This is a genomic window from Amycolatopsis sp. NPDC024027 (genome assembly GCF_040638975.1).
Classification (GTDB): Bacteria; Actinomycetota; Actinomycetes; order Mycobacteriales; family Pseudonocardiaceae; genus Amycolatopsis.
The window spans coordinates 353551-365695 of record NZ_JBEZYY010000008.1; the positions used below are offsets into that span (position 1 = coordinate 353551).

The following is a 12145-nucleotide window of genomic DNA, read 5'->3' on the forward strand; positions in this document are numbered from 1 at the left end:
CCGGAACTCCGGGATCAACGACTGCACTCTAAGCCGGCAGCGGCTGGGCGCCCCGGCCGGAAAGCATCAGCTTGATCTGGTCCATTTCCGCGCCCTGCGACGTCAGAATGCTGTTCACCAGCGCCTTCAACGCCGGCAGCGTCGAATGCGCGGCCGCGTACTGGGCCATCGATGTCCCGCCCTGGTGGTGGCGCAACATCAGCTGCAGGAAGAACACGTCGAAGTCGCGGCCCGACAGGGAGCGCAGCTTCTTCAGGTCCTCGTCCGTCGCCATGCCCGGCATCAGCGGGCCGCCCGCCGGGTTGACCGATGCCGGGGCCATCGACATTCCCGGCATGCCACCGTGGCCCGTCATCGGTTCCGTCATCCACTGCATCGGGGCGCCGATCGGCTGCTCGGGCTGGTCCCACAGCATGAGCCAGCCCTTCATGCGGCCGACCTGCTCGAGCTGCGTGCGCTCGATGTCGAACGACAGCTGCTTGATCTCCGGGTCGGTCGTGCGGTCGCGGGCGATGCCCGCCATCGTCACCGCCTGGAGGTGGTGCGTCGACATGTCCTGGGCGAAGCCGACCTCGACCGAGCCGGCGGCCGGGGTGGCCGCGGGCGGGTCGTCGACGGCGCGGGTGAGGAACATCCCCGCCGTCCCGCCGATCAGCAGGACCGCGAGGAGCGTCCCGCCGATGATCACCCAGCGCGACCAGGTCGGCTGCTCGGTGACCTCGTCGGTGTCGAGGCCGGCTTCGGTGGTCACTTCGTGGTCGGGGCGGAAGCCGGTGCGGAAGCGGGGGCGGACGGCGGCATGCCCTGCTCACCCTGCGCGGCGGTGCTGCCCTTGTAGTCCATCGGCTTCGCGTCGGGGCCCGGCTTCGACGCGTCGAACGGCGGCGGGTTGTCCGGGTCGAACTGGCCCGGCACCGCGTCGCAGGACGCGCCGACCTCGGGGTAGACGCCGTTCGGGTTGCTCCGCAGCGCCGCGATGAACTCGTCGATCCGCGGGTCGTTGACGTCGTCCAGCTTGAGCTGGTGGCCCCACGACTGCAGCGAGATCGGCTTGTCCAGGCCCGGGTAGGGCGACAGCATCGTGTACGGCTTGCCCTTGGCGCGGACGCTCAGCGTGTTGACCGCGTCACCCGTGACCTGCTGCGGGTTGTAGGCGATCCAGACGGCGCCGTGTTCGAGCGCGTGCACCATGTTCTCGGTGCGGACGGCGGTCGGGTACACGGTGCCGGTGCAGGTGGCCCACGTCTGGTCGTGCGGGCCGCCGAACGGCGGGGTCTTGTCGTAGGCGACGCGCTCGGTCGGCAGCACGTGCACGCTGCCCGTGTAGGTCGCGGTCACCACGCCGGGGATGCGCTTCGAGGGGTCCGGGTCCGACGCGGTCGGCGCGAACGACGCGGCGGCGGCCTCGCGGTCGGCCTGCGCGCGCTTCGGGGCGGACTGCACCATGTAGTAGATGATCACCGAGGCGGCCAGCGCCACGATGGCGACGACGGCGATGATCGTGCCCCACGGGGTGCCCTTCTTGCTCACCACGGAACCACGGGCCGCCTTCACCGCCGACCCCTTTTTCCGAGTTGTCCCGTTCGCCATGGCTCCCGCGTTCTCCCTCTGGTGGCTGCGGACGGATTCCCGCCCGGGCCAGTGTAGAGACCACGCGTCTGACTACCGTTAACGCCTCACACACCCACGTCCCGTGACGTGGCCGAGACCGCTGCAAGCGCCGGACCTGGGCACACCTAGAATTCGGCAAGTGACTCCCGCCGCTCTCGCCGACCTGGTCCGCAGCTCCGCCGTGCAGGTGCTCGCCGCACGCGGCATCGACGACGCCGTGCTGCCGGAGCAGGTGACCATCGAACGCCCGCGCAACCCCGACCACGGCGATTACGCGACGAACCTCGCCCTCCAGGTGGCCAAGAAGGCCGGCCTCAAGCCGCGCGACTTCGCCGAGGCGCTCGCCGAGGCGGTCTCGGCGGACGACGGCGTCGCCTCGGCCGAGGTCGCCGGCCCGGGCTTCCTCAACTTCCGGCTCGCCGCGGCCGCGCAGGGCGACATCGTGCGCCAGGTGCTCGACGCCGGCGCGGCCTACGGGCGCGGCGACGCGCTGGCCGGCACGCGGATCAACCTCGAGTTCGTCTCGGCGAACCCGACCGGCCCGATCCACCTCGGCGGCACCCGCTGGGCCGCGGTCGGCGACGCGCTGGGCCGGGTGCTGGCCGCGCAGGGCGCGGATGTCACCCGCGAGTACTACTTCAACGACGCCGGTGCCCAGATCGACCGGTTCGTCCGGTCGCTGATCGCCGCCGCGAAGGGCGAGCCCGCGCCGGAAGACGGCTACGCGGGCGGCTACATCAACGACATCGCCGCCGAGGTCCTCAAGGCCGAGCCGAGCGCGCTGTCGCTGGCGGAGGCCGAGCGGCACGAGACGTTCCGCCGGATCGGCATCAACCTGATGTTCTCCGAGATCAAGCAGAGCCTGCACGACTTCGGCACGGACTTCGACGTCTACTTCCACGAGAACTCGCTGCACGAGTCCGGCGCGGTCGACGCCGCCGTCCAGCAGCTGAAGGACTCCGGGAACCTGTACTTCAACGAGGGCGCCTGGTGGCTGAAGTCGTCGGAGTACGGCGACGACAAGGACCGCGTCGTCATCAAGCAGGACGGCAACCCGGCCTACATCGCCGGTGACCTGGCCTACTTCAAGGACAAGCGCAACCGCGGCTTCGACCTGTGCATCTACATGCTCGGCGCGGACCACCACGGCTACACCGCGCGGCTCAAGGCGGCCGCCGCGGCCTTCGGCGACGACCCGGGCACGGTCGAGGTGCTGATCGGCCAGATGGTCAACCTGGTCAGCGACGGCAAGCCGGTCCGGATGTCCAAGCGCGCGGGCACCGTGATCACCATGGAGGACCTGGTCGAGGCCGTCGGCGTCGACCCGGCCCGCTACGAGCTGATCCGCTACTCCGTCGACTCCACTTTGGACGTCGACCTGGACCTGCTGCGCAAGCACTCCAACGACAACCCCGTCTACTACGTCCAGTACGCCCACGCGCGCTTGTGCACGATGCTGCGCGGGGCGGCGGACCTCGGTCTCAAGTCCACAGAGGACGTCGATCTGGGACTGCTGACGCTCCCGGTCGAGGGCGACCTGATCCGCACGATCGGCGAGTTCCCGGAGACCGTGCGCCGCGCCGCCGAAATGCGGGAGCCGCACCGGATCGCGCGCTACCTGGAGGAGCTGGCGGGCGCGCTCCACAAGTTCTACGCGGTCCGCGAGGCCCGCGTGCTGCCCAAGGGCGACGAGGCGGCCACTCCCGCCAACCACGCCCGCGTGGCTCTTTGCGAGGCGGCGCGCGTGGTGCTCGCCAACGGCCTCGCCCTGGTCGGTGTCTCCGCTCCGGAACGGATGTAAGAAATGGCGCACCCCGCAGGCCCCAGGCACGCCGACGTCCACACCCACGCCGACACCTCCGGGCTCCAGCCGTCCGGGGTCGAGGAGCTCGACAAGCTGCCCGCGAAAGTGTGGCCGCGCAACACCTTCCGCGCCGCCGACGGCGTCGTCCGGATCGCCGGCGTCGACGTCCGCGAGCTCGCCGAGCAGCACGGCACGCCGCTGTTCGTCGTCGACGAAGCCGACTTCAAGTCCCGGTGCGCGGACTACGCCGAAGCCTTCGACGACCCGTCGCTGGTGCACTACGCGTCCAAGGCGTTCCTGTCCATCGAGGTCGCCCGCTGGGTGGCCGAGCAGGGGCTGAGCCTGGACGTCTGCAGCGGCGGCGAGCTCGCCGTGGCGCAGCGGGCGGCCTTCCCGGCCGAGCGGATCACCTTCCACGGCAACAACAAGTCGCCCGCCGAGCTGGAAGCCGCGGTCGTCGCGGGGGTCGGCACGGTCGTGCTCGACTCCTACTTCGAGATCGCGCGGCTGGCCGACATCGCCGCCCGCCACGACATCGTGCAGTCCGTGCTGATCCGGGTGACCGTCGGCGTCGAGGCGCACACGCACGAGTTCATCGCGACCGCCCACGAGGACCAGAAGTTCGGGTTCTCCCTGGCCAGCGGCGACGCCGCCGAGGCGGTCCGCCGGGTGCTCAACGCGCGTTCGCTCAAGCTCGTCGGCCTGCACAGCCACATCGGCTCGCAGATCTTCGACGCCGACGGTTTCGAGGTCGCCGCCCGCCGCGTCGTCGGGCTGCTCGCCGACCTGGCCAAGGAGCACGGCCCGGAGTTGCTCGACCAGCTGAGCCTGGTCGACCTCGGCGGCGGCTTCGGCATCGCCTACACCGAGAAGGACAACCCGCCGCCGCCCGCCCAGATGATCACGCAGATCCGCGAGATCGTCCGCAAGGAGTGCGCCTACGCGGGCCTGCCGGTGCCGCGGATCGCCGGCGAGCCGGGCCGCGCGATCGCCGGTCCGGGCACGATCACGCTCTACGAGGTCGGCACCATCAAGGACGTCTCGCTCGGCGACGAGTCGGCGCGGCGGTACGTCAGCGTCGACGGCGGGATGAGCGACAACATCCGCACCGCGCTCTACGACGCGGTCTACGACGTCCGGCTGGTTTCCCGCTCCGCGGCCGACAACGATCAGCCGGTGCCGGCCGTGTTGTCCCGGGTCGTGGGAAAACACTGTGAGTCCGGCGACATCGTCGTACGAGACTGCTGGCTGCCCGACACGCTGGCTCCCGGCGACCTGCTGGCGGTCGCGGCGACCGGCGCGTACTGCTACTCGATGGCGAGCACGTACAACCGGATGCCCCGTCCGGCCGTGGTCGCCGTGCGCAACGGCAGCTCACGGCTGCTGCTGCGGCGGGAGACGACCGACGACATGCTGCGCCTGGAGGTCTGAAACACCGTGTCTGCTTCCGAACTGCCCGCAGCCGAACGACGTCCGATCCGGGTCGCGCTGCTGGGCTGCGGGACGGTCGGCGGCGAGGTCGCCCGGCTGCTCACCGAGCAGGCGGGGGAGCTGGCCGCACGGGCCGGCGCCCCGGTCGAGCTGGCCGGCATCGCCGTCCGCCGCCCGGACAAGCACCCCGAGCTGCCGCCGGAGCTGCTGACCGCCGACGCCGAGAAGCTCGTGACCAGCGACGACGTCGACGTCGTCGTCGAGCTGGTCGGCGGCATCGAGCCGGTGCGCGGCTGGCTGCTCGCCGCGCTGAAGGCCGGGAAGTCGGTCGTCACGGCGAACAAGGCGCTGCTGGCCGAGCACTCCGCGGACCTGTTCGAAGCGGCCGACGCCGCGGGCGCCGACCTCTACTTCGAGGCCGCGGTGGCCGGGGCGATCCCGCTGCTGCGGCCGTTGCGCGAATCCCTCGCGGGCGACCGGATCACCCGCGTGATGGGCATCGTCAACGGCACCACGAACTACATCCTCTCGGCGATGGATTCCACCGGCGCGGGCTACGCCGAGACGCTCGACGAGGCCAGCCGGCTCGGGTACGCCGAGGCCGACCCGACCGCCGACGTCGACGGCTACGACGCCGCGTCGAAGGCCGCGATCCTCGCCTCCCTCGCCTTCCACACCCGCGTGACGGCGTCGGACGTGCACCGCGAGGGCATCGCCGACGTCACCGCCTCCGACCTCGCGGCGGCCCGGGGGCTCGGGCGCACGGTGAAGCTGCTGGCCATCTGCGAGCGGGTCATCGACGACGACGGCGTCGAGTCGGTGTCCGCCCGCGTGCACCCGGTGATGATCCCGCGCAGCCACCAGCTCGCGGGGGTCGGCGGCGCGTTCAACGCCGTCTACGTCGAGGCCGACTCGGCCGGTGAGCTGATGTTCTACGGCCAGGGCGCGGGCGGTGCGCCGACCGCGAGCGCGGTGCTCGGCGACCTCGTCGCGGTGGCCCGCAACCGGGTCGTCGGCGGCCGCGGCCCGCGCGAATCCGCGCACGCGGCCCTGCCGGTGCGGCCGATGGGGCAGACGCCGACCCGGTACCACGTCAGCCTGTCCGTCGCCGACCGCGCCGGCGTGCTCGCCCAGGTGGCGCAGGCGTTCGCCGGCCACGGCGTCAGCATCGCGGCGGTGCGCCAGAGCGACGTCGGCGACCGCGCGAGCCTGGTCGTGGTGACGCACCAGGCACCCGACGCGGCTCTTCAGTCCACTGTGGACGAGATCGGCCGGCTGGATGTCGTGCACGAAGTTGTCAGCGTGATGCGCGTGGAAGGCGAAGACGCATGATCAGGCAGCCCTGGCCGGGACTCATCGAGGCGTACCGGGACCGCGTCCCGGTCCCGGACGGGGCGCGGGTCGTCACGCTCGGGGAGGGCAACACGCCGCTGCTGCCCGCCCACCACCTGTCCGAGCTGACCGGCTGCGAGGTGTACCTCAAGGTCGAGGGCGCCAACCCGACCGGCTCGTTCAAGGACCGCGGGATGACCGTGGCCATCACGCACGCGCTGGCCAGCGGCCTCAAGGCGGTGATCTGCGCGTCGACCGGCAACACGTCCGCCTCGGCCGCGGCCTACGCCGCCCGCGCCGGGCTCACCTGCGCCGTGCTGGTGCCGCAGGGCAAGATCGCCATGGGCAAGCTCGCCCAGGCCGTCCTGCACGGCGCGCGCATCCTGCAGGTCGACGGCAACTTCGACGACTGCCTCGAACTGGCCCGCAAGACCGCCGCCGACTACCCGGTCACCCTGGTCAACTCGGTCAACCCGGTGCGCATCGCCGGCCAGAAGACCGCGGCTTTCGAAATCTGCGACGTGCTCGGCACGGCACCGGACATCCACTGCCTGCCGGTCGGCAACGCGGGGAACATCACCGCCTACTGGGCGGGGTATTCGGAGTACGCGGCCGACGGTGTGGTGAAGAACACGCCGCGGATGTTCGGCTTCCAGGCGGCCGGTGCGGCGCCGCTGGTGCACGGCGAGCCGGTGCGCGACCCGGACACGATCGCGACGGCGATCCGGATCGGCAGCCCGGCGTCCTGGACCGCCGCCGTGAAGGCCAAGGACGCGTCGGACGGGCTCTTCGAAGCCGTCACCGACGAGAAGATCCTCGAGGCCTACCGGCTGCTGGCCGGCCGCGAAGGCGTCTTCGTCGAGCCGGCGTCGGCCACCAGCGTGGCGGGCCTGCTGGCCACGGCCGCCGACGGCCGGCTCCCGCGCGGTTCCCGGGTCGTCTGCACGGTCACCGGACACGGCCTGAAGGACCCGCAGACGGCGCTGGCGGGCAACGTCGAGGTCGAACCCCTCGCCGTGGACCCCTCGGCGGTCGCGGCGGCGCTGGACCTGCGGTGAGTGCCTTCACGGTCACCGTTCCCGCGTCCACGGCGAACCTCGGGCCGGGCTTCGACGCCTTCGGGATGGCCCTGAGCCTGTACGACGTCGTCGAAGTGCGGGTCACCGGCTCCGGGCTCAAGGTCGAGGTGGAGGACGCCGGCGCCGGTGGCGTGGCGGACGTCCCCACCGACGAGACCCACCTGGTCGTGCGGGCGATCCGCACCACCTGTGAGCACCTCGGCGTCGAGCCGCCCGGCCTGCACCTGCGCTGCTCCAACGCCATCCCGCACGCGCGCGGCCTCGGCTCGTCCGCGGCCGCGGTGGTCTCCGGGGTGGCCGCCGGGTACGCCCTCGCCGGCCGGGAACTCGACGCGTCCGAAGCGCTGCAGCTGGCCGCCGGGTTCGAAGGCCACGCCGACAACGCCGCGGCCAGCCTGCTCGGCGGCCTGGTCCTGGCCTGGTGCGACGCCGGCCGCTTCCACGCCGAACGGCTCACGCCGCACCCGTCGATCCGGCCGGTCGTGGCCGTGCCCTCGGTCCGCTCGGCCACCGCGACCACGCGCGGCCTGCTGCCCGCGGTCGTGCCGCACGCCGACGCCGCGCACAACGCCGGCCGCGCCGCGCTCGCCGTCCACGCGCTCACGGCGCGGCCCGAGCTCCTGCTCCCGGCCACCGAAGACCGCCTGCACCAGGGCTACCGCGCCCCCGCGTACCCGGCGAGCACGGAGCTGGTGGCGACGCTCCGTGCACGCGGCGTGGCCGCCGCCGTTTCCGGCGCCGGTCCCACGGTGCTCGCCCTGACCACCACGGGAATACTTCCGCCGGAGGTGGGCGTTGAGGCCTTCGACGTCTTCGAGCTGCCCGTGGATCTTGCGGGCGTGCGGGTTGCGGCTCAGTAAAGGGTGGGTCACGTGCCCGCCGCCACGCCCGCCACGCGGGGGGTGGTTGTTGCACCCGGCACCGCTGCGGTCTACCCTCGGGGGCGTTCGATCACCGTGCGTTTCCGCACCCGATGCCGGTCCCGGGGATTCCCCCGGATCGCATCCTTCGTCGATCCGCCGAATCCGCACCGCCTGGCACGCGGGGTAACGCGGAGGGACGCAGGCGGGTTTCCGGTCTCGGCGGTGCCGAATTCCGTGTCCTCCGAATGGAGGACGCAAACCCCTGTGGTGGAGGCGCTCCAGCTGTGTTCCGCACGGCCGAAGAGCTCATCTCGCGTATCGGGGGGCAATTACGCCGGTTCGCGATCAGAAGCGAGCGGCAGTCCGCTGATCCGCCTGGAGGCGTGGATCGGTCAGGAAGGACATGTGTGAGCAACACCGATCTTTTGAGCGACGTGGGTAGCGACACGGCCGGATCGAACGGCACGGCCCCCGCTCCCAAGCGGGCGGTCGGCGGGCTGACCGGTAAGACCGTCGCCGAACTGCGTTCGCTGGCTGGGGAGCTCGGCGTCGGCGAGACGACGGGCATGCGCAAGGGCGATCTGATCGCCGCGATCCGTGAGCGCCAGGGCAAGTCCCGCAAGCCGCGTGCGGCGGCCGAGACGTTGCCGCTGGAAGGCGTCGGCGAGCCGCCGAAGGCGGCCCCCAAGGCGAAGGCCGAGGCGCCCGCCGCTCCGGCGGAGACCAAGCCGGAGCCGAAGGCCGAGGCGCCCGCGTCCGCGCCGTCGGACGCCCAGCCGCAGGCCGAGCGCCCGCAGCAGGACCGGCAGGACACCCCGCAGGACGGCCAGCCCGAGGAGGGTGGCCGCAGCCGCCGTCGCCGCGGGTCCAACCGGGCCGCCGGATCGCCCGACGCCCAGCAGGGCGACCGCCAGCAGGGACAGGGCGACCGTCAGCAGGGTCAGAGCGACCGCCAGCAGGGTCAGGGCGGCGACCGCCAGCAGGGCGACCGCAACCGCGACCAGCAGCGCCAGGGCGGTGGCAACCGCGGCGACAACCGCGGGGACAACCGCCAGGACGGCAACCGCCAGGACGGCAACCGCCAGGACGGCAACCGCCAGGACGGCAACCGCCAGCGCAACAACCAGCAGGACGGCAACCGCGGCGGGCAGGACAACCGCAACCAGCAGCCGGACGACGACGAGGAAGGCGGCCGTCGCGGCCGTCGCTTCCGCGATCGCCGTCGCCGGGGCACCGGTGGCGGCCAGCGCGAGGGCGGTTCGCCGGACACCGAGATCCGCGACGACGACGTCCTGCTGCCCGTGGCGGGCATCCTGGACGTGCTCGACAACTACGCGTTCGTGCGGACCTCCGGCTACCTCGCCGGCCCGAACGACGTGTACGTCTCGCTGTCGCTGGTCCGCAAGTACGGCCTGCGCCGCGGTGACGCCATCACCGGCGTCGTGCGGCAGCCGCGTGACGGCGAGCAGCAGCGGCAGAAGTTCAACCCGCTGGTGCGCGTCGACTCGATCAACGGCCTGGAGCCGGACGAGGCCAAGCGCCGCCCCGACTTCACCAAGCTGACCCCGCTGTACCCGAACGAGCGGCTGCGCCTCGAGACCGAGTCGCACAAGCTCACCACCCGCGTGATCGACCTGATCATGCCGGTCGGCAAGGGGCAGCGCGCCCTGATCGTGTCGCCGCCGAAGGCCGGTAAGACCACGATCATGCAGGACATCGCGAACGCGATCTCCACGAACAACCCCGAGTGCCACCTGATGGTCGTCCTGGTCGACGAGCGTCCGGAAGAGGTCACCGACATGCAGCGCTCGGTGAAGGGCGAGGTCATCGCCTCGACCTTCGACCGGCCGCCGGCCGACCACACCTCGGTCGCGGAGCTGTCGATCGAGCGGGCCAAGCGCCTGGTCGAGATGGGCCACGACGTCGTCGTGCTGCTCGACTCGATCACCCGCCTGGGCCGGGCCTACAACCTGGCGGCCCCGGCATCCGGCCGGATCCTGTCCGGTGGTGTCGACTCGACCGCGCTCTACCCGCCGAAGCGGTTCCTGGGTGCGGCGCGCAACATCGAGAACGGCGGCTCGCTGACCATCTTCGCCACGGCGATGGTCGAGACCGGCTCGACGATGGACACGGTCATCTTCGAAGAGTTCAAGGGCACCGGTAACGCGGAGCTCAAGCTCGACCGGAAGATCGCCGAGCGCCGGGTGTTCCCGGCCGTCGACGTCAACCCGTCCGGTACTCGCAAGGACGAGCTGCTGCTCAACCCGGACGAGCTGGCCGTGACCGTGAAGCTGAGCCGGGTGCTGCACGCGCTCGACTCGCAGCAGGCCATCGACCTGCTGATCTCGCGGCTGCGCAAGACGAAGACGAACACCGAGTTCCTGATGCAGGTGTCGAAGACCGCCCTCGGTGGCGGCGAAGACGACTGAGTCCTGGCCCTGCGGAAGGGCCTTCCCGGCGTGCCCGGGGAGGCCCTTCCGCGCCGGGAATAGCTGGTCAGCGGGGTACGTTCCAGTACTCGTCAGCCCGTCTGGCAGAATTACCCGCTGAAGTCCGGCGCCGGTTCACCCCGTGGGAACGACTGGGGACCCGGAGCCAACGAGAGAGGACACCATGAAGAGCGGCATTCACCCCGAGTACGTAGTCACCGAAGTGAACTGCGACTGCGGCAACAGCTTCACCACGCGCAGCACCAAGACCAGCGGCAACATCCACGTCGAGATCTGCTCGAACTGCCACCCGTTCTACACGGGCAAGCAGAAGATCATGGACACCGGTGGCCGGGTCGCGCGCTTCGAGGCTCGCTACGGCAAGCGGCAGAAGAAGGACGCCGACGCCAAGTAGCTTTTTGCACGGCGCCCACCCGCTCGCGCGGGTGGGCGCCGTTTCTCGTCTTGACCCGGGCTGAGAGGTGGCAGAGGTGGATTCGAGCTCGCTCAAGGGGCTGCTCGCCGAACACGCGGAGCTGGAGACCCAGCTCGCGGACCCGGCGGTGCACGCCGACCAGGCGCGCGCCCGCAAGCTCGGCCGCCGCTACGCCGAGCTGTCGCCGGTGGTGCGGGCCGTCCACGAGCTGGACACCGTCCGCGACGACCTCTCGGCCGCGCGGGAGATGGCTTCGGAGGACGCGGAGTTCGCCGCCGAGGCCGAGGTGCTGGCCGCGCGGATCCCCGACCTCGAGTCGAGGCTCACCGAACTGCTGCTCCCGCGCGACCCGTACGACGGCTCCGACGTCGTGATGGAGATCAAGTCCGGCGAGGGCGGCGAGGAGTCGGCCCTGTTCGCCGGCGACCTCCTGCGCATGTACCTGCGCTACGCCGAGCGCCACGGCTGGAAGGCGGAGGTCCTCGACTCGGTGGACTCCGACCTGGGCGGCTTCAAGGACGTGACGCTGTCGATCAAGACCAAGGCGGCCGCCGCGGACGGGGTGTGGTCCCGCCTGAAGTTCGAGGGCGGCGTCCACCGCGTCCAGCGCGTGCCGGCGACCGAGTCGCAGGGCCGCATCCACACCTCGGCGTCCGGCGTGCTGATCTACCCCGAGCCGGAGGAGGTCGAGGTCGAGATCGACCCCAACGACCTGCGCATCGACGTGTTCCGGTCGTCGGGCCCGGGCGGCCAGAGCGTCAACACGACCGACTCGGCGGTCCGGATCACCCACCTGCCGACGGGCATCGTGGTGTCCTGCCAGAACGAGAAGTCCCAGATCCAGAACCGCGCCCGGGCGCTGCAGGTGCTCCAGGCCCGCCTGCAGGCGGTCGCGGAGGAGGAGGCGGCGGCGAAGGCGTCCGACGCCCGCCGTTCGCAGGTCCGCACGGTGGACCGCTCGGAGCGCGTCCGGACGTACAACTTCCCGGAGAACCGCATTTCCGACCACCGGGTGAACTACAAGGCGTACAACCTGGACCAGGTCCTCGACGGCGACCTGGACGGCGTGCTGGACGCCCTGGCGACCGCGGACCGCGAGGAGCGCCTGGCGGCTCAGTCAGGCTGACGGCAGCGGGGGCGACCAGCAGGCCGAGGCGGAC

At 71.5% G+C, this 12145-nt stretch carries 10 protein-coding genes; 8 read left to right on the forward strand and 2 right to left on the reverse strand.

What is annotated here, in order from left to right:
• Positions 1–28: 28 nt before the first annotated feature.
• Entirely contained in the window at positions 29–751 is a 723-nt protein-coding gene (locus AB0F52_RS22010; RefSeq protein ID WP_360173838.1) for a DUF305 domain-containing protein, read from the reverse strand.
• Positions 748–1554, reverse strand: a complete 807-nt coding sequence (locus AB0F52_RS22015) for a DUF3105 domain-containing protein (RefSeq protein ID WP_360173841.1) — start codon at positions 1552–1554, stop codon at positions 748–750. The genes AB0F52_RS22010 and AB0F52_RS22015 overlap by 4 nt, the downstream gene beginning before the upstream one ends.
• A gap of 196 nt (positions 1555–1750) precedes the next feature.
• Here AB0F52_RS22015 and argS point away from each other — a divergent pair, with 196 nt between their 5' ends.
• From argS to prfA, 8 genes are all read left to right on the forward strand, one after another.
• Positions 1751–3412, forward strand: a complete 1662-nt coding sequence (argS, locus tag AB0F52_RS22020; protein WP_360173844.1) for an arginine--tRNA ligase — start codon at positions 1751–1753, stop codon at positions 3410–3412.
• Between the two features lie 3 nt (positions 3413–3415).
• The gene (gene lysA, locus AB0F52_RS22025) at positions 3416–4846 is read left to right on the forward strand and encodes a diaminopimelate decarboxylase (protein WP_360173847.1); all 1431 of its coding nucleotides are present in this window, start codon (positions 3416–3418) and stop codon (positions 4844–4846) included.
• A 6-nt stretch (positions 4847–4852) separates the two neighbouring features.
• The gene (locus tag AB0F52_RS22030; RefSeq protein ID WP_360173850.1) at positions 4853–6178 is read left to right on the forward strand and encodes a homoserine dehydrogenase; all 1326 of its coding nucleotides are present in this window, start codon (positions 4853–4855) and stop codon (positions 6176–6178) included.
• Positions 6175–7236: a threonine synthase gene (gene thrC, locus AB0F52_RS22035; RefSeq protein WP_285985936.1), complete on the forward strand. Its 1062-nt coding sequence runs from the start codon at positions 6175–6177 to the stop codon at positions 7234–7236. The genes AB0F52_RS22030 and thrC overlap by 4 nt, the downstream gene beginning before the upstream one ends.
• Complete coding sequence (gene thrB / locus AB0F52_RS22040; RefSeq protein WP_360173854.1) at positions 7233–8117, forward strand: homoserine kinase; 885 nt, start codon at positions 7233–7235, stop codon at positions 8115–8117. The genes thrC and thrB overlap by 4 nt, the downstream gene beginning before the upstream one ends.
• 410 nt (positions 8118–8527) lie before the next feature.
• A complete protein-coding gene (rho, locus tag AB0F52_RS22045; RefSeq protein ID WP_360173857.1) occupies positions 8528–10549 on the forward strand; it encodes a transcription termination factor Rho in 2022 nt (673 codons plus the stop codon).
• A gap of 184 nt (positions 10550–10733) precedes the next feature.
• Positions 10734–10964, forward strand: a complete 231-nt coding sequence (gene rpmE / locus AB0F52_RS22050; protein ID WP_086863515.1) for a 50S ribosomal protein L31 — start codon at positions 10734–10736, stop codon at positions 10962–10964.
• Between the two features lie 76 nt (positions 10965–11040).
• Positions 11041–12111: a peptide chain release factor 1 gene (gene prfA / locus AB0F52_RS22055; RefSeq protein ID WP_360173861.1), complete on the forward strand. Its 1071-nt coding sequence runs from the start codon at positions 11041–11043 to the stop codon at positions 12109–12111.
• Positions 12112–12145: the final 34 nt, after the last annotated feature.